The 17,036-nt window shown below is 69.1% G+C and carries 15 protein-coding genes; 5 read left to right on the top strand and 10 right to left on the bottom strand.

The window, feature by feature from the left end:
- Positions 1-196 precede the first annotated feature (196 nt).
- The 6 genes from lnt to LHU95_RS05185 all read right to left on the bottom strand — a co-directional run bounded on the left by lnt (position 197) and on the right by LHU95_RS05185 (position 6,734).
- On the bottom strand, positions 197-1,717 hold the full coding sequence (gene lnt, locus LHU95_RS05210; protein ID WP_248710321.1) for an apolipoprotein N-acyltransferase: 1,521 nt from the start codon (positions 1,715-1,717) through the stop codon (positions 197-199).
- A 93-nt stretch (positions 1,718-1,810) separates the two neighbouring features.
- Positions 1,811-2,689: a hemolysin family protein gene (locus tag LHU95_RS05205; protein ID WP_248710320.1), complete on the bottom strand. Its 879-nt coding sequence runs from the start codon at positions 2,687-2,689 to the stop codon at positions 1,811-1,813.
- Positions 2,689-3,186, bottom strand: a complete 498-nt coding sequence (gene ybeY / locus LHU95_RS05200) for an rRNA maturation RNase YbeY (RefSeq protein ID WP_248710319.1) — start codon at positions 3,184-3,186, stop codon at positions 2,689-2,691. Before ybeY ends, LHU95_RS05205 begins: the two co-directional genes overlap by 1 nt.
- On the bottom strand, positions 3,170-4,186 hold the full coding sequence (locus LHU95_RS05195) for a PhoH family protein (protein ID WP_248711504.1): 1,017 nt from the start codon (positions 4,184-4,186) through the stop codon (positions 3,170-3,172). Before LHU95_RS05195 ends, ybeY begins: the two co-directional genes overlap by 17 nt.
- A gap of 80 nt (positions 4,187-4,266) precedes the next feature.
- Positions 4,267-5,634, bottom strand: a complete 1,368-nt coding sequence (gene miaB, locus LHU95_RS05190; protein ID WP_248710318.1) for a tRNA (N6-isopentenyl adenosine(37)-C2)-methylthiotransferase MiaB — start codon at positions 5,632-5,634, stop codon at positions 4,267-4,269.
- A 167-nt stretch (positions 5,635-5,801) separates the two neighbouring features.
- A complete protein-coding gene (locus LHU95_RS05185) occupies positions 5,802-6,734 on the bottom strand; it encodes a lysophospholipid acyltransferase family protein (protein WP_248710317.1) in 933 nt (310 codons plus the stop codon).
- Between the two features lie 119 nt (positions 6,735-6,853).
- Here LHU95_RS05185 and LHU95_RS05180 point away from each other — a divergent pair, with 119 nt between their 5' ends.
- Complete coding sequence (locus LHU95_RS05180; RefSeq protein WP_283094291.1) at positions 6,854-7,789, top strand: hypothetical protein; 936 nt, start codon at positions 6,854-6,856, stop codon at positions 7,787-7,789.
- Positions 7,790-7,916: 127 nt separating this feature from the next.
- Here LHU95_RS05180 and LHU95_RS05175 read toward each other — a convergent pair whose 3' ends face one another.
- From LHU95_RS05175 to LHU95_RS05160, 4 genes are all read right to left on the bottom strand, one after another.
- Positions 7,917-8,189: a hypothetical protein gene (locus LHU95_RS05175; RefSeq protein WP_248710315.1), complete on the bottom strand. Its 273-nt coding sequence runs from the start codon at positions 8,187-8,189 to the stop codon at positions 7,917-7,919.
- Between the two features lie 76 nt (positions 8,190-8,265).
- Positions 8,266-8,964: a fumarylacetoacetate hydrolase family protein gene (locus LHU95_RS05170; protein ID WP_248710314.1), complete on the bottom strand. Its 699-nt coding sequence runs from the start codon at positions 8,962-8,964 to the stop codon at positions 8,266-8,268.
- A gap of 290 nt (positions 8,965-9,254) precedes the next feature.
- Positions 9,255-10,028 carry a gamma-glutamyl-gamma-aminobutyrate hydrolase family protein gene (locus LHU95_RS05165; RefSeq protein WP_248710313.1) on the bottom strand — a complete coding sequence of 258 codons (774 nt, stop codon included), beginning with the start codon at positions 10,026-10,028 and terminating at the stop codon, positions 9,255-9,257.
- A 64-nt stretch (positions 10,029-10,092) separates the two neighbouring features.
- Entirely contained in the window at positions 10,093-10,725 is a 633-nt protein-coding gene (locus LHU95_RS05160) for an outer membrane lipoprotein carrier protein LolA (protein ID WP_248710312.1), read from the bottom strand.
- A 417-nt stretch (positions 10,726-11,142) separates the two neighbouring features.
- Between LHU95_RS05160 and lpxC the strand changes: the two genes are divergently transcribed.
- From lpxC to ligA, 4 genes are all read left to right on the top strand, one after another.
- Complete coding sequence (gene lpxC, locus LHU95_RS05155) at positions 11,143-12,123, top strand: UDP-3-O-acyl-N-acetylglucosamine deacetylase (RefSeq protein ID WP_349292665.1); 981 nt, start codon at positions 11,143-11,145, stop codon at positions 12,121-12,123.
- Positions 12,124-12,212: 89 nt separating this feature from the next.
- Complete coding sequence (locus tag LHU95_RS05150) at positions 12,213-13,064, top strand: outer membrane protein assembly factor BamD (RefSeq protein ID WP_248710311.1); 852 nt, start codon at positions 12,213-12,215, stop codon at positions 13,062-13,064.
- 145 nt (positions 13,065-13,209) lie between these two features.
- A complete protein-coding gene (gene recN / locus LHU95_RS05145; RefSeq protein ID WP_248710310.1) occupies positions 13,210-14,901 on the top strand; it encodes a DNA repair protein RecN in 1,692 nt (563 codons plus the stop codon).
- Positions 14,902-14,921: 20 nt separating this feature from the next.
- Positions 14,922-17,012, top strand: a complete 2,091-nt coding sequence (ligA, locus tag LHU95_RS05140; protein WP_248711502.1) for an NAD-dependent DNA ligase LigA — start codon at positions 14,922-14,924, stop codon at positions 17,010-17,012.
- Positions 17,013-17,036 lie beyond the last annotated feature (24 nt).

Genomic DNA, 17,036 nt, shown 5'->3' with positions numbered 1-17,036 from the left:
TCGTTCAACCGCTCGACCTTCGTCGAAATTCCAGCACGGCGCGCCGAGCCTTCTCGCATTTTTTACGCTTGCTGGCGCCAAGACCTCTGATTGTGACGTCCTGGCCGACCTAACCTGCGGGTTGTGTTTACCGTGGGGAGAAGAAAGCGTCAATATTTTTGCCAATTCTCAATAAATAAAATTAAACGCGGAAAAGCTACGGCATCGGGCGCGGGCGACGACGGCCCCAAATCACGCCGAAAACGCAACAAAACAGGGACATCAAACCCGGAATCCAGAGCCCACCCCAGCCAAACAGGGTGGGACCGAGTGCGGCCGGCAAGCCGACCGTGACAAACCCGGATTCCCCAAGGCTCAAACCTCCCGCGTGCCGGCCCGTTGCATCGTAAACCGCCGAAACGCCCGTTTGCGCCACGCGCACCATGGGCAATCCCTCCTCCACCGCGCGCAGCCGCGCGGCCGCCAGGTGCTGATACGGGCCGGCCGACATGCCGAACCAGGCGTCATTGGTGATGTTCAGCAGCCAGCCGGGGCGCTCCCCGCCCACCATCCGGCCCGGAAAAATCACCTCGTAGCAGATCAATGGCCCTGGTGAGGGCAGGCCGCGCGGCAGGCGCAGCACGCCAGGCCCGGACCCAGCCGAGAAATCCACCCCGCCCGTCACCATGCGGATCGGGATTATGCCGGCGAACGGCATGTATTCGCCGAAGGGCACGAGATGCGCCTTGTCGAAGACCCCCACCGCCTCGCCCGAGGGTTCCAGCGCCACCAGGCTGTTGAACAGCGAGCGCAGCTGGCCATCCGCCCCCCATTCCGCGCGGACCGTGCCGGCCAGCAGCAGGCCGTGGGGCGGCAGGGATGCGCCGGCAAGGCGCATCGCCTCGGCATCCTGGGCCAGGAGGAAGGGACTCGCCGTCTCGGGCCAGATCACCAGGACGGGCTGGCCCGGATGCGTTGCCGCAGCCTCCCGCGCGCCAGCGGCCGAGAGATCCAGGTAGCGCTGGAAGATCGGCATGCGCCGCGCCGGGTCCCATTTCGTATCCTGCGCCACATTGCCCTGGACCAGCACCAGCCGGACCGCGTGATCGGCCGGCAGGGGCTGCGCGAGGCGCCAGGCGCCAAAGCCCATCCAGAGGGCCAGCACCGCCGCACTGCCCGCCAGCGCGCGCCAGCTGCGCAGGATTGGCAGCGAGGCCAGCAGCACCGTGAGCAGCGAAAGCCCATGCACGCCGATCACGCTGGCCGGCTGCAAGGGCAGCGCATGGAAGGCCCATACCGTGCCGAGCAGATTCCAGGGAAAGCCCGTGAACATCACCCCGCGCAGCAGCTCGGCCCCCACCCAGGCGGCGGCGAAGCCCAGCACGCGCGGCCAGCCCGGTGCCACCCGCCAGGCGACCAGCGCCGGGATGACGCTGAACAGCGCCACCGGCACCGCCACCCCGGGTGCGGCCACCGGCACCAGCCACCACCAGCGGCCGATATCGGTGAACAGCGAATGGGTGATCCAGTAGAGCCCTGCCAGATGATGCCCGAAGCCAAAGCCGAAGCCCCACCAGGCCGCCCGCCGCCAGCCCGGTGCCCGGCCGATCAGCCAGAGGAAGCCCGGCAGGGTGAGCCACAGCACCGGCACGGCATGCACCGGCGGCAGCGCCAGCACCGAAAGGGCGCCCAGGAGGAATGCGAGGAGCCAGGGGCGCTTGAGCAGGACATCGGGCATCCGGCCCTGCTACAGGAAAACGGGCAGAGGCATCACCCGGTCCGCCCCGGAAGATTTGCCGGGGGTGCGGCCCCCCGCAAGCCTTGCGGCATGCTACTCGGCGGCCGCCTTGCTGCCTTCGACGGGGCGGCGGACGCGCAGCCGGCGGATGCGCCGCGCATCCGCGTCGAGCACGCGGAATTCAAGGCCGGAGGCGTGGGTGAAGATCTCGCCGCGCGCCGGGACGCGGCCGGCCATGGTCAGGACCAGGCCGCCCACCGTGTCGATATCCGCGTGCCGCTCCTCCTCGGTGAGGACCACGCCCATGCGCGCCTCGAAGCTCTCGATCTCGGTGCGGGCATCCATCTCCAGCACGCCCTCGCCGCGCTCGGTGATCATCGGCGCACCGACTTCGTCATGCTCGTCGGCGATGTCACCGACGATGGTCTCGACCAGATCCTCGATGGTGATCAGCCCGTCGATCCCGCCATATTCATCCACCACCAGCGCCATGTGCATCCGTGCCTCGCGCATCCGCAGCAGCAGGTCGAGCACGGGGACGCTGGGCACCACCAGCAGCGGCTTGCGCAGGATGGCGCGCAGGCTGAAGGGCGCCTGCCGCCCGACGGCGCCGATGATGTCCTTGATGTGGACCATGCCCAGCACGTCATCCAGCTGGTTCTGATACACCGGGTAGCGGCTATGCCCCTCGCGCTGGATGGCGGCCACCGCCTGATCGAGGGTGAGATCGGCCGGCAATGCAATGATGTCGGCGCGCGGCAGCATCACGTCATAGGCCGTGGCCCCGCGCAGCTTCAGCACGTTAGAGAGCAGGGAACGCTCATGCGGGTCCAGCGTGCGGCCATCCGTCGCCAGCGCGTCGGGCGCTTCGATGAGTTCCTCCACGCGGTCGCGCAGGCTTTCCTCGCGCTTGGCGAAAAGGCCACGCAGGCGGCGGATCATGTGCGGGCGGGGTGTGGGGTCAGAGGGCATCAGGCGGTCCGCCAGGGATTGGCGAAGCCCAGCCGGTGCAGGATGCGCGCCTCGGCGCGCTCCATCGCCACCGCTTCGCCGGCGGCCAGATGGTCATGGCCGAGGAGGTGCAAGGTGCCATGCACGATGAGATGGGCGAAATGCGCGGAGACGCGGCGGCCTTCCGCCACGGCTTCGCGCCGCACCACGCCGAGCGAGAGCGCCAGATCCCCCAGGGTCAGGCTGCCATAGGGTGCCGGGAAGGAGAGGACGTTGGTTGCCTTTTCCTTCCCGCGAAACCCGCCATTGAGGCGGCGGATCTCGGCATCATCGGTCAGCAGGATGGTGAGGTGGCCATTCTCGCGCTGATCCGCCAGCGTCGCCTCCACGGCGCGCTCGGCCAGCGCTGCGGCCCGGGGCACGGCGCCGCGCCAGCCAGGTGCCGCAAAGATGATCTCGACATTGGCAAGCCCAGCGGTGGAATACCCCCCGCCAGGCAGACTACTTCCCGGTGACATTCATTTCCTTTCCGGGCAACTCCTTCCCGGCAACACGACCACGCGCTTCAGACGAAGCCGGTCCTGCACTGTCCATACGACCATAGGCGGTCACGATCCGACCGACCAGCGGATGCCTTACCACATCCCGCTCATCGAAATGCGTGAAACCGATGCCCGGCACATCCCGCAGAATGGAAATCGCCTCGACCAGCCCGGATTTCTGGCCATAGGGCAGATCCACCTGGGAAGGATCACCCGTGATGGCCATGCGCGTGCCCTCGCCCATGCGGGTCAGGAACATCTTCATCTGGGCGGGGGTGGTGTTCTGCGCCTCGTCCAGGATGGCGAAACAATGGGCGAGGGTGCGGCCGCGCATGAAGGCCAGGGGCGCGATCTCGATCTCGCCGGCGGCCAGGCGCCGCGTCACCTGCTCGGCCGGCAGCATGTCGTGCAGCGCGTCGTAGAGGGGGCGCAGATAGGGGTCCACCTTCTCCTTCATGTCGCCGGGCAGGAAGCCCAGGCGCTCGCCCGCTTCCACCGCGGGGCGGCTGAGCACGATGCGGTCCACGCGCCCAGCCTGGAGCAAGGCCACGCCCTGTGCCACGGCCAGGTAGGTCTTGCCGGTGCCGGCCGGGCCCACGCCGAACACCATCTCGTGCTTGGCGAGCGTCTCCATATAGGCGGATTGCGCCGGCGTGCGGGGTGCGATGGCGCCGCGCCGGGTGCGGATCTGCGGGATATCCTGCAGGGGCAGCCGCGGGTCCTGCTCCATCTCGCCCTCGGCCATGCGGATCGCGGCCTCGACCTCCGAGGCGCTGGGCGCCTGGCCGCGCTCGATCCCGCGCCACAGGCCGCGCAGCACCTGCTCGGCCATGCCGGTGCGCTCGGAATTGCCGGTGATGGTGAGGCGGTTGCCGCGGCTTGCCAATCGCACGCCACATCGCTGTTCGATCCGCGCCAGATGCCGGTCATGCTCGCCATAAAGCAGCGGAAGCAGGGCATTATCCTCGAATTGCAGCGTGACGCTGCGGCTCTCGGATGAGGGAGGGGACCCACTCTGGAAAGAGTTTGGGCGATTGCGGAGGGCGAGGGTGTTGCTCAAGCGGCTGTCTTCTCCTGTTGGGCCAATTCTCCCGAGAGAGAGTTGGGGTTTCCGGCGAGAATGAACACCGGCGCGGTCGTGCCGATGAGAGATAAAGGCCCTGGCACGTGCACCGGTTGCAGCCAGGGCGTGCGCCCCGAAAGCTGCCCCGCCTGCCGCCCCGGCCCGGTGAAGAGCACGGGCACGGTCTGGCCCGTCAGGCTCGCGTTGAATTCCGCCTGCTGGTCGCGCAGCAGGGCCTGGACCTCCTGCAGGCGCCGATCCTTCGTCGCCTCATCCACGCGGTGCGGCGCGCCGGCGGCGGGCGTGCCCGGCCGGGGCGAGTATTTGAAGGAAAACGCCTGGGCGAAGCCCACGCGCCGGATCAGCGCCATGGTCGCCTCGTGATCCGCCTCGGTCTCGCCCGGATGGCCCACGATGATGTCGGTGCTGAGGGCGAGGTCCGGCCGCGCCGCGCGCAGGCGATCCACCAGCTGGAGGTAGTCCTCGGCTGTGTGGCCGCGATTCATCGCCTCCAGCACGCGGTCGCTGCCGGACTGCACCGGCAGATGCAGGAAGGGCATCACCGCCGGAATATCCCGATGTGCGGCGATCAGCGCCGCATCCATGTCCCGCGGGTGGGAGGTGGTGTAGCGCAGCCGGTCCAGGCCCGGAATGTCCGCCAGCGCCCGCAGCAAGCCGGCAAGCCCGCCTTCGGCGCCATGCCAGGCATTCACATTCTGGCCGAGCAGCGTGATCTCCCGCGCGCCCTGCCCCACCAGCTTGCGCGCCTCGGCCAGCACCGCCTCGGCCGAGCGGCTGTATTCCGCGCCGCGCGTATAGGGCACGACGCAGAAGGAGCAGAATTTGTCGCAGCCCTCCTGGATGGTCAGGAAAGCCGTCACCCCCTGGGGCGCGCTGATTTCGGGCAGGAAGTCGAATTTCTCCTCGGTCGGGAACTCCGTCTCCACCACGGCGCGCCCGGTGCGGCCGGCGCGGGCCACCATCTCGGGCAGCCTGTGATAGCTTTGCGGCCCCAGCACGATGTCCACGTAGGGTGCCCTGGCGGTGATTTCGGCGCCCTCGGCCTGGGCCACGCAACCGGCCACGGCCAGCACCATCTCGCCACCCTCGGCCTGCCTCGCCTGTTTCAGCAGGCGCAGCCGGCCGAGTTCGGAGAACAGCTTCTCCGTCGCCTTTTCGCGGATATGGCAGGTGTTCAGGATGATCATGTCCGCCCCCTCGGGCGCATCCACCGGCGCATAGCCGAGGGGGGCCAGCACATCCGCCATGCGGGCGCTGTCATAGACATTCATCTGGCAACCCCAACTGCGCAGGAAAAGGCGCTTCTTGCCCGAGGGCGGAGTGGGGGAGTCTGCGTTCATGCGGGGTCCTCGCTGCCCGCCCATGGGGGGAACCCTGGGGCGATCCAGCGGGAGGAGATGCGGAGCTTGGGCCGCGCGGTCAAGAAGAGCGGCCCCGTTCCGACAAGAGGGGCAGACAATTCATCCCGGTCACGCTGTCAAACCGGCGCCGTATGGGTCAAGCGGATTCAACCGCCCATGGGCCGGGCCACATCGCGATTTTGCCGCAGCGTGGCCGCCGTCTCGGTGATGGAGCGGCCAAGCCGGGCGGCCAGGGCCTTGCGGTCCGGCACGGTGCCGGGCGCGAAGCTCTCATCCAGCACCACCGTCACCCGGGTCCCGGTGCGGCGCAGCAGCTTCCAGGCGTGGCTGCCGGTCTCCATATCGCCATACCAGGCGAAAAGCGGGCGGTCCCGCCGGCCGACGGGCAGCCCGCCCAGACGGTCATAGACCAGCGCCAGCGGCTGGATTCGCTCCGCCGCATCGGCCACGGAGAAAAACGAGGAGCGGAAGGGCAGCACCCGCGCGCCATCGCTCGTGGTCCCCTCCGGGAACAGGATGATGCTGTCCCCCGCCTCGATCCGCGCGCGCAAATCTTGCACCTCGCTGCCGGTGCGGCCACGGCTCCTGCTGACGAAGACCGAACGCCCTAGCTTGGACACCCAGCCGATCAGCGGCCAGGCCGCCACTTCGGCCTTGGAGACGAAGCGCGCATCCAGCGTGGCGCCCAGCACCAGGATATCCAGCCAGGAGGAATGGTTGGACACATACAATGTGCGCGGCTGCTGGCAGGGCGTGCCGATGACGCGCAGCTTGAGGCCGATCAGCCAGCACAGCGTGCGGTGGTAGAAACGCGCGAAGCTGTTCTTGGCGGGGCCGGAAAACTGCACCAGCACCGCCTGGATCGGGATGCAGAACAGCGTGAACAGCACCGCCGTGAAGATGCGGCGGAAGGCCCGCAGCCGGCCACCGAGCGGCCGATCGCCCAGCACGTCATTCCAGATCTGCCCGGGCAGGCGTGGCTGGAAGCGCAGCGGCCGGCCGCGCTTCATGCGGCGCGCCTTGGGCTTGGCGTCATGCGCCACGGAGGCGGCGAGCATGGTCTGCGCTTCGGTGTTCATGTCCTTTGGCTATCGCGCGTTCCGCAACAGGGCAATGACGGCTTGGCGAATCCTGCGTGACACCGGTTGCGGCGCGGGGTGCTGACGGCGCAGTTTGGCCCCTTCAGGGGGTTCTGGGGATGAGGGTCGCTGTTCTGGGAGCCGGGCCGGCAGGAAGTGCCATGGCGGCCATCATGTCGGCCCGCGGCCATGCGGTCTCGCTCTGGTCGCCGCGCGGCGGCGGCACGCGCCATCTGGGCAGCGAGATCGCGACGCGCGGCGCGCTGGAAGGCCGCTGGAAGATCCATGTCGCGGCGGATCTCTGGCGCGCGGCCGAGCTTTCCGAACTGATCCTGATCGCCCTGCCGGAACCGGCCCTGCTGCCCATCCTGCAACGCCTGGCCGGGGCGTTGATCGGCGCGCCAGACATCCTCTTCGCACCGGCGGGCGGGCTGGCGCCGGCCTTGCTGCATCAACTCATGGCCGCGCGCGGGATCGCGCCGCGCATCGGCGCGCTGCCCGCCCCCCCGATCCTCGCCCGGCGTGACGCGGATGGGGTGATCGCCATCACCGCGCTGCGCCCGCGCCTCTGGCTCGGCGCCCTGCCCATGCCGGCGGCACCCGGGCTGGCGGTACTGGCGGAGGCCTTGTTCGGCCTGCCGGTGGAGCTGCTGGCGGATGTTCTCGCCGCCGGCCTTGCCGAGCCAGGCGCCCTGATCGAAGCGGCCCGGCTTTTCGCGCCGGCGGGCCAAGCCCATGGGCTGGGCCGCCTGCTGCTGGCGCTGGCGGCCGAGCGCGATGCGGTCTGCCTCGCCCTTGGCCGGGGCGGGCTGCCCGGGATCGCGACGCTGGTGACCGAACAGGGCGGCCTGGCCGACCCACCGCGCCCGCTGATCGAAACCGGCCTCGGCCTGACCTTCCTGGACGCGATGGCACGGGCGAGCCACACGCCGGCCCCCTTGCTCACCGGGGCGTTGAATTTGCTGGAAGCGGCCATGGGCGAACGCTTTGGTCCGCATCCGGTGCTGGCGGCGCTGGATCAACCCACCCTGGCGGGAATCATGAGCCCGCACTGACCGATGGCATGAATTTCGAGGCAGCGTGTCGCCGCACCGGCAAGGGCCGGAGACCGGCGCGAACCCGCCGAATATGCCTGATCCGCGCGGGATGCGGCGCGCCCGCCGACAGGCCCCAGCGGCCTCGCTATCGGGTGGTGGCGCAGGCCTGGCGCGCCCGCAGGAAATCCGCCTGGGAGGCAAATCGGCTCTGCTGCGCCAGGACGCGATTCTGGCAATCCACGACACGTTGCTGGCGCTGCATTTCCCGCCTGGCCCGATCCGCCTCGCGCCAGGCGGCATCGCCGCCCTGCCCCGCCACCGGCCATGCCCGTGGCGATGTTTCGGCCAAAGCGGCGGCCCAGGGCGGCAGCGCGAGCACCAGGGCGCCCAGCACCAGCCAACATCCGCGACGCGTCATCCTCGCCTCCATCCGCCTCGCCTTCTTTGGCCCGGCCCCATGCCTTGGGTCCGGGCAACAAAGCCCGGGCGCTGAGTCAGACGATCTTCGTCCGCACCTCGAGCCGTGTGCCCCCGGGGCCCTCCACAAAGCCTTCCAGCACATCGCCGCGCACCACGGCGGCCACACCTTCGGGGGTGCCGGTCATGATCAGGTCGCCAGGGGCAAGTTCCACCAGCTCGGACAGGTTGGCGATCACCTCGGGGACGGACCAGATGAGCTTCGAAAGATCCGAGGTCTGGGTGACCTTGCCATTCACCTTCAGCTCGATCTTCCCGCGGGAGGGGTCAAACCCGGCGGCGGGGATCAGCGTGCCCATGGGGGCCGAGAGGTCAAAGCCCTTGCCCATATCCCAGGGGCGGCCGGTCTTCTTGGCCTCGTTCTGGATATCGCGCCGGGTCATGTCCAGGCCCGCGCAATAGCCCCAGACATGCTTCAGCGCATCGGCGATGGCGATGTTCTTGCCGCCGATGCCGATGGCCACCACCAGCTCCATCTCGTGATGCAGCGACTTGGTAACGGTCGGGTAGGGCATGTCGGCGCCGTTGATCACCAGCGCATCGGCGGGCTTCGTGAAATAGAAGGGCGGCTCGCGCGTCGGGTCGCTGCCCATTTCGATCGCGTGCTCGGCATAGTTGCGGCCCACGCAGAAGATGCGGCGGACCGGGAACATGGCGTTGCTGCCCTGGATGGGGACGGCGGAAATGGCGGGGGGCGAGATGACGTAGTCGGGCACGGGGCGCTCCTTCAGGAATTCGCCGCAGGTCTAGACCAGCTTAGCCCACTGTGGAACCGCATCGCCCGCGCAACGGCGCAGCCTGAACGAGCGGGCCCGGAAACAGAAAAGCGCCCGACCAGGGGGGTGGTCGGGCGCCCGTACTGTTCATACTTCCGATCGGAAAGGTCGGGCGAGCCGATTGGGGGAATCGGAGCGTCCACCAGCGGATGAACCACCGCCAGCGGCAAGACTATAGCCCCGGCAAGCGGCAGAAGCCAAGCCCAATCGACTCGGGATGTGGCGTTAGGCTACTCGGCGGCCTGGCGAATCTGTCCGGTCCCGGAACGGGTGGCGCAGGCGGCGCCGAAGGCCTCGAAAATGCGGCGGCTGAAGGCGTCCCGCTCCCAGTCATATTCCGGGTGCCATTGCACGCCCCAGGCGAAGCCGGGCGCTTCGCGGACCCGAACGGCCTCGACGGTGCCATCCGGCGCCCAGCCCATCGCCTCCAGCCGCGGGGCCAGGCGCTGGACGCCCTGGTTGTGCAGCGAATTCACCGGCATGTCCGTGCGGCCGGCCAGATCATGCAGCAGCCCCTCGGGCGCGAGGCGCACCGCATGGGCCTTGCCGGTGCGCACCAACGGAATGGGCTGATCGGAAGGGGTGGAATGGTCCATGCGGCCGGGCAGGTCCTGGATGCGCTGGTCCAGCGTGCCGCCCAGCGCCACGTTCAATTCCTGCATGCCACGGCAGATCGCCAGCAGCGGCACGCCCTGGGCGATGGCGGCCCGGATCAGCGGCAAGGTGGTGGCGTCCCGCTGCTGATCCTCGGGCGTCCCCTCGGCATGTTCCGGCCCGTCATAATGGCCGGGCCAGACATTGCTGCGGCTGCCGGTGAGGATGAGGCCGTCCAGGCGGGGCAGGATTTGCGGAGCCAGGGATTCGCCCGCCGCCGGCAGCAGGATGGGCACCCCGCCCACCGGGCCCAGCACGACGCGGACATAGCTGTCGGAGGCGGCGTGGTTGGGCGTGTTGAAGATCCCGAAGGCTTTCACGCAGCAGGAGATGCCAATGATCGGTCGCATCGCCGTAACAAACCAAGAGGATGCGGCGGATTCAAGGCAATCGGACCCGATTCGCGTCGAAATTTCATCTCTGCTGCTCAAGTTCCTCGCGGAATCGCGGATCGTTGAAGGCAAAAAGGAAAGGATCGAAGCGCTCGCCGGTCTGCGCCTGGGTGAGGGTGACGCGCGTGCTGCGCCCCTGCGGGTCCAGCACCACCCATTGCCGCAGCGCCATGGGCTGCTCCTCCAGGACAAGCTGGATCTGCCCTTCCGCCGCCTGGCCGGTGCGATGGACCGTGACGCGCAGCAATCCACCCGAGCGTTCCAGCCCCGCCACGGTGATGTCGCCCGAGAGCCGCAGCGGGTTGCGCAGCAGGACACTGAGCGGCGTAGAGGACAGCGGCACGATGGTGGGCTGCCGCAACTGCCGGTCATAATGGAAGAACTGGCCGTCGGCAGCGATGAGGAGCGTGGGCTCCGGCGGGTCATATTCGAAGCGCATGCGGCCCGGGCGCCAGATCCAGGCCGTGCCCTCGGCGGCGCCGCCGCCCTGCGCGATCTGCAGGAAGCGGGCGCGCAAGGTGGTCATGGCGTTGAAATACGCCTCGATGCGGGTCAGCGCGGCGCGGTCGGCGTCGCTCAGCGCGGGCGGCGTCTGGGCGGCCAGCGGCGCCGCCGTCAGCAATGCGGGAAGAAAAAGAAGAGAGCGACGATCCATGCGCGTGTTGTGGTCCCGCATCCAGGCCAAAGAAAGGCCCCCATGGGTGAATTATGCTTGGCCCTGTGCGTGGTCGCGCGGGGCTATTGCTTCCCCCAGCGGCACGCTGGATCGCGCGAATCCGCGCGACACGCCCCGCGCGCGGCGCATACCTCCCGCGCGCCAGGGATTTGGCGGAAAACGGCGCGCCGGCGCGGCCAGACCGTGCTGCCGCGCAGCAAGGGAAAGCGACCCGTACCGAAAATGGCAAATTTCGGGCACGAAACGCTCCATTAATTTTCGTTTCTTTTCAGATGGTTATGACGAAACATTGAGAAACAACCCTTGACTGGCAACGCGTCACCCATGCTGTCACACATCCTGCCGGACGCGGTGCTGGGGAGCATCCGTCCGGTCAAACCGGGGGCTACTCAACACATGGATGGTTTCGCTCCATTGACGAACGGCTACGCCGCGATGGGCTACGGAGTGCCGGGTTATGGCACGCTGGGTTCCGCCCTGGTCCGCCGCCGGCTGGCCAGCAGCATCTCCTGCCGCGGGGTGGGCCTGCATTCCGGCCGCACCATTTCCTTGACCCTGCACCCGGGGCCGATCGGCTCGGGCATCATTTTTCACCGCAGCGACCTCGGCCTCGACATTCCGGCCCAGCATGACCTCGTCGTCGAAACCCGGCTGTGCACCCAGATCGGCCTGCCCGGCGACCGCGCGGCGCGCGTCGGCACGATCGAGCATGTGATGGCGGCCCTGGCGGCCGCGGGCATTGATGATGCCGTGGTGGAACTTGATGGCCCCGAGGTTCCCATCCTCGACGGTTCCGCCGCCCCTTTCCTGTTCCTGATCGATTGCGCCGGCACGGCCGAGCATTTCGCGCCCCGCCGCATCATCGAAGTGCTGCGCCATGTGCGCGTCGAGGACAGCAACGGCGCCTTCGCCGAACTCGCCCCCAACACGGAATTCGCCTTCGACGCGGCCCTCACCATTGATTTCGGCGAAACCGCCATCGGCCGCCAGAGCCTCTCCCTGCGCGTCTCTGTCGAGAGCTTCCGCCGCGAACTGGCCGATGCCCGCACCTTCACCCTGGCCGAGGATGTCGCCCGCCTGCGCGCCGCCGGCCTGGCCCAGGGCGGCAGCCTGGCCAATGCCGTGGTGGTGGATGGCCCGATGATCCTCAACCCCGGCGGGCTGCGCCGCCCCGATGAATTCGTGCGCCACAAGCTGCTGGATGTGGTGGGCGATCTCGCCCTCGCCGGCGCGCCCATCGCCGGGCGCTTCTCCGGGCATCGCTCCGGCCATGCGCTGAACAATGAGTTGCTGCGCGCCCTCTTCAGCGACCGCGCCAATTGGCGCGCCGTGGGCAACCACGCCATGGCGGATACGAGCAAGCTCGTCGCGGCCTGAAACCATATGCCGGCCCGGCAAGGGGCGCCCCTTGTGCGCAGCGCCGGCTCCCGTGGTATAGAGCGCTCCGATCGGAGCTGAAATTACCCATGCCCCCCTTGATGCGTGCCCTCCTTTTCGCAGTCGCCATGCTGCCCCTCGCCGGTTGCGGCGTATCCCAATGGGATGGCACGGCCGGCGGGCTGTTCCGCAGCTCCGCCCCCAGCGCCGCGCTGACGGATCGCTCGCCCGAATCGCTTTACGCCGCCGGGATCGAGGCGCTGCAAGCCCAGCGCTATGCCCAGGCCGTCGAGCTCTTCGAGACGCTGGAGCGCGAGCACCCCTATTCCACCTGGGCGACCAACGCGAAGATCATGTCCGCCTATGGCGAATACATGCGCAACCGCTACACCGAGGCCATCGGCACGCTGGACCGTTTCATCCAGCTGCACCCGGCGCATCGTGACATCGCCTATGCCTATTACCTGCGCTCGCTCGCCTTCTATGAGCAGATCGCTGATAGCCAGCGGGACCAGCGCGGGACGGAAGTCGCGCTGCAGGCCCTGCAGGATGTCGCCAACCGCTTCCCGAACACGGCCTATGCGCGCGATGCCCGCCTGAAGATGGACCTGGCACGGGACCACCTGGCCGGGCGCGAGATGAATATCGGCCGCTTCTACCAGCGCCAGGGCCTCTACAGCGCCGCCATCGGCCGGTTCCGCCGCGTGGTCGAGGATTTCCAGACGACCAACCACGTGCCCGAGGCGCTGCACCGGCTGACGGAGCTCTACCTCGTGCTCGGCCTGCGGGATGAGGCGGCGCGCGCCGCCTCCGTGCTGGGACACAACTTCCCCGGCAATGCCTGGTATCAGGACAGCTATGCGATGCTGACGCCCGGCGCCCCCATGGCCCCGCAGGACCGGCCGGGCTTCTTCCGGCGGACCTGGAACAGCGTCTTTTGAAGCATGTTCCGGTCGTCAGGACTTGCTGAACATGCCCAGGAGTATCGCCTTCCCCGCCAGCCCGCCCTGCGCTGGCAGGCACGCCCCAAGCTGCCCGCCCTGCGCCTGATGCCGGGCGCGGCGGCCCAGCGCTGACGGCGGGCGCATGCTCGCCTCCCTTTCCATCCGCGATGTGGTGTTGATCGAGCGTCTCGACCTGAATTTCGGGCCGGGCCTCTCCGTCCTGACCGGCGAGACCGGGGCGGGCAAGTCCATCCTGCTGGATTCGCTGGGCCTTGCCCTGGGCATGCGGGCCGAGGCCGGGCTGGTGCGCGCGGGCCAGCCACAAGCCAGTGTCGCCGCCGTCTTCCAGCCGCCCGAGGGGCATCCGGCCTTCGCCCTGCTGGCCGAGCAGGGCATGGAGGGCGAGGATACACTGGTGCTGCGCCGCGTGCTGCAGGCCGATGGCCGCTCCCGCGCCTTCGTCAATGACCAGCCGGTGGGGGTGGCGCTGCTCAAGCGCCTCGCCGCCACGCTGGTCGAGGTGCAGGGCCAGCATGACCAGGTGGGCCTGGCGGACCCGGCCACCCATGCCGCGCTGCTTGATGCCTTCGGCGCGCATGATGCGGCGCGCGGCAAGGTGGCCACGGCTTTTCGCGGCTGGCGCAGCACCGAGACCGCGCTGGCCGAGGCGGAAGCCGCCGTGGCGGCCGCGCTGCGCGATGAGGAATGGCTGCGCCATGCGGTGGAGGAACTCTCCACCCTCGCGCCCGAGGATGGAGAGGAGGAGCGCCTCGCCCAGGAACGGCAAGGGCTGCAGCAGGCCGAGCGCCGCAATGAGGCCATCGCCAGCGCGCTGGCCGAGATTCAGCCGCGTGACCGGCGCTCCGCCCATCCCGGCAATGCCTTGCGCAGCGCGGCGCGCGCGCTGGAGCGCCTGCCGGGGGTGGGTGGGGCGTCACATGATGAATCCGCCCAGCCCGCACTCGCCGCCCTGACCCAGGCGCAGGATGCGCTGGCCGAGGCGGAGCGCCTGCTGGAGCGCCTGGCGGTGGATGCCCTGCCCGATCCGCGCCGGCTGGAGGTGCTGGAGGACCGGCTCTACGGGCTGCGCTCGGCCGCGCGGAAGCATGGCGTGGCGGTGGTGGAACTCTCCGGCCATCTGAATGACCTGCGCGAGCGGCTTTCGGCGCTGGATGCCGGCACGGGGCGCGTGGCGGCGCTCCAGGCGGCGCGGCAGGCGGCGCGCACGGATTACGTGAAGGCTGGCGAGGCGCTCACCGCCGCGCGGCGCGCTTCGGCCGCCAGGCTGGAAAAGGCGCTGGCCGCCGAATTGCCGCCGCTCAAGCTGGACCGCGCGCGGGTCGTGATAGAGGTCGCCCCGCGGGAGGACAGCGCCTGGGGTGCGGATGGCATGGACCGCGTGACGCTGCTGGTCTCCACCAATCCGGGCCAGACGCCCGGCCCCCTGGTGAAGATCGCCTCGGGCGGCGAGCTTTCGCGCCTCATGCTGGCCTTGAAGGTGGTGCTGGCGCGCGGCTCACCCGTGCCGACGCTGGTGTTTGACGAAGTGGATGCCGGGATTGGCGGTGCGACGGCGGCAGCGGTGGGCGAACGCCTGGCGCGCGTGGCCGAGCGCCTGCAGGTGCTGGTGGTCACGCACTCGCCGCAGGTGGCGGCGCGTGGGGCGCAGCATCTGCAGGTGGCCAAGGCGGTGCGCGGCGGCAAGGCGGAGACGCGCGTCCTGCCGCTGGATGCGCCCGCCCGGCGCGAGGAAATCGCCCGCATGCTGGCCGGCGAAGTGGTGACGGAAGCGGCCCGGGCGGCGGCGGCGAGCCTGCTGGATGGCCTCGCGTGAGCGAGAGCGCCGAAGCCGAAATCACCCGGCTGATCGCCGAGATCACGGAGCATGACCGGCGCTATTACGAGCAGGACGCGCCCAGCATCAGCGATGCCGAATATGACGCCCTCATGCGCCGCCTGCGCGCGCTGGAGGCCGAGCACCCGGCCCTGCTGCGCGCCGACAGCCCGACGCAGAAGGTCTCCGGCCAGGCGGCCGAGGGCTTTGCCAAATCGCGCCACCTGGCCCCCATGCTCAGCCTGGACAACGCCTTCGCTGAAAGCGACTTCACGGAATTCGCCGCCCGCATCCGCCGCTTCCTGAGCCTGGCCGAGACCGAGCCGCTGGATTTCATCGCCGAGCCCAAGATTGATGGGCTGAGCGTGAACCTGCTCTACGAACATGGCCGTTTCGTGAAAGGGGCCACGCGCGGCGATGGGGCGGAGGGTGAGGATATCACCGCCAACCTGCTGACCCTCGCCGATGTGCCGCGCGAATTGCCGGCCCCCTGCCCGGCGCTGATCGAAATCCGCGGCGAAGTCTTCATGGACCGCGCCGATTTCGAGGCGTTCCGCGCCACGCAGGAAGCCGCCCTGGCCGAGCGCGAGGCCCGCAAGGCGCGTGGCGAAAAGCTCGGCCCCGCCGTCACCATTCCGGTCAATCCGCGCAATGCGGCGGCCGGCTCATTGCGGCAGCTCGACCCCGGCATCACGGCGCAGCGGCCCTTGAAGCTCTTCGCCTATGCGATGGGCGAGGCGAGCGAGGTGCCGACCACGACCCATCACGGCTGGCTGGAAACCCTGAAGCGCTGGGGCTTTCGCGTGAACCCGCTCTCCACCCCGCTGCGCGAGGGTGCCACGGATCTGCTGAGCGAAACCCCCGTCGCCTTCCAGGCGCGGCTGGGGCGGGAGCGCCCTTCCCTCGCCTATGAGATTGATGGCGTGGTGTACAAGCTGGACCGGCTGGACTGGCAGGCGCGGCTCGGCTTTGTCGGCCGGGCGCCGCGCTGGGCCATCGCCTGGAAATTCCCGGCCGAGCAGGCGCGCACCCGGCTGCTGCGTATCGAAATCCAGGTGGGGCGCACCGGGGCGCTGACGCCGCGCGCGGTGATGGAGCCCGTTTTCGTCGGCGGCGTCACCGTCACCCACGCGACACTGCACAATGAGGATGAGATCGCCCGGAAGGATATCCGCGAGGGCGATACCATCATCCTGCAACGCGCCGGCGATGTGATCCCGCAGGTGGTGGAGGTGGTGGATGCCGGGCGGCCGGATCGCGGCCCGCCCTACGCCTTTCCCACGCTTTGCCCGGCCTGCGGCAGCCATGCCGTGCGCGAGAATGACGATGTGGTGCGCCGCTGCACCGGCGGTCTGATCTGCCCGGCGCAAACGGTCGAGCGGCTGCGCCATTTCGTCAGCCGCCGCTGCCTGGACATCGAGGGCATGGGCGAGGAGCGGATCGAGACGCTGCACGCCATGGGGCTGCTGGGCAGCCCGGCCGAGATCTTCCGGCTGCACACCCATGCCACACAGCTCGAAGCGCTGGAGGGCTGGGGCAGGCTCTCGACCCAGAAGCTGTTCGACGCCATCGCCGCCCGCCGCAACCCGCCGCTGGAGCGCTTTCTCTTCGCCCTGGGCATCCGCCGCATCGGTGAGCAGAACGCCAAGCTGCTGGCGCGGCATTACCATTCCATTGGCGCGCTGCGCGTGAAGATGGAAGCCGCCCGCATCATCGGCAGCGAGGCGCGGGAGGAGCTGGGCAGCATCCAGGGCATCGGGCCGGCCATCGCCACCGAGCTCGTGGAGTTCTTCGCCGAGCCGCATAACCTCGAAGCGCTCGACGCCCTGCTGGCGGAAGTGACGCCCGAGGATGCGGCGGTGATCGAGGCGGGCGAAAATCCCTTTGCCGGCAAGGCGCTGGTCTTCACCGGCACGCTCGAAACGCTCTCCCGCCAGGAGGCGGAGGCGCGAGCGGAAGCGCTGGGGGCGAAGGTCACGAAGTCGGTGTCGAAAAAGACCGATTTCGTCGTGGTCGGCGCCGATGCCGGCTCCAAGGCGGCCAAGGCGGCGGAGCTTGGCGTCACCGTGCTGAGCGAAATCCAGTTCCGGGAGATGGCCGGCCTCGGCTGAGCAACCCGCCCCCGGCCTGCGCGT

This window comes from Sediminicoccus sp. KRV36 (genome assembly GCF_023243115.1).
Classification (GTDB): Bacteria; Pseudomonadota; Alphaproteobacteria; order Acetobacterales; family Acetobacteraceae; genus Roseococcus.
Note: the sequence above shows the minus strand (reverse complement) of the source record. Positions and strands in the feature narration are given on the sequence as shown.

What these genes read in the sequence shown, in the direction of transcription:
- lnt (WP_248710321.1), bottom strand. Translation starts at nt 1,717, where the DNA reads ATGCCCGATGTCCTGCTCAAGCGCCCCTGGCTCCTCGCATTCCTCCTG.
- LHU95_RS05205 (WP_248710320.1), bottom strand. Translation starts at nt 2,689, where the DNA reads ATGCCCTCTGACCCCACACCCCGCCCGCACATGATCCGCCGCCTGCGT.
- ybeY (WP_248710319.1), bottom strand. Translation starts at nt 3,186, where the DNA reads ATGTCACCGGGAAGTAGTCTGCCTGGCGGGGGGTATTCCACCGCTGGG.
- miaB (WP_248710318.1), bottom strand. Translation starts at nt 5,634, where the DNA reads ATGAACGCAGACTCCCCCACTCCGCCCTCGGGCAAGAAGCGCCTTTTC.
- LHU95_RS05185 (WP_248710317.1), bottom strand. Translation starts at nt 6,734, where the DNA reads ATGAACACCGAAGCGCAGACCATGCTCGCCGCCTCCGTGGCGCATGAC.
- LHU95_RS05180 (WP_283094291.1), top strand. Translation starts at nt 6,854, where the DNA reads ATGAGGGTCGCTGTTCTGGGAGCCGGGCCGGCAGGAAGTGCCATGGCG.
- LHU95_RS05175 (WP_248710315.1), bottom strand. Translation starts at nt 8,189, where the DNA reads ATGACGCGTCGCGGATGTTGGCTGGTGCTGGGCGCCCTGGTGCTCGCG.
- LHU95_RS05165 (WP_248710313.1), bottom strand. Translation starts at nt 10,028, where the DNA reads ATGCGACCGATCATTGGCATCTCCTGCTGCGTGAAAGCCTTCGGGATC.
- LHU95_RS05160 (WP_248710312.1), bottom strand. Translation starts at nt 10,725, where the DNA reads ATGGATCGTCGCTCTCTTCTTTTTCTTCCCGCATTGCTGACGGCGGCG.
- lpxC (WP_349292665.1), top strand. Translation starts at nt 11,143, where the DNA reads ATGGATGGTTTCGCTCCATTGACGAACGGCTACGCCGCGATGGGCTAC.
- LHU95_RS05150 (WP_248710311.1), top strand. Translation starts at nt 12,213, where the DNA reads ATGCCCCCCTTGATGCGTGCCCTCCTTTTCGCAGTCGCCATGCTGCCC.
- recN (WP_248710310.1), top strand. Translation starts at nt 13,210, where the DNA reads ATGCTCGCCTCCCTTTCCATCCGCGATGTGGTGTTGATCGAGCGTCTC.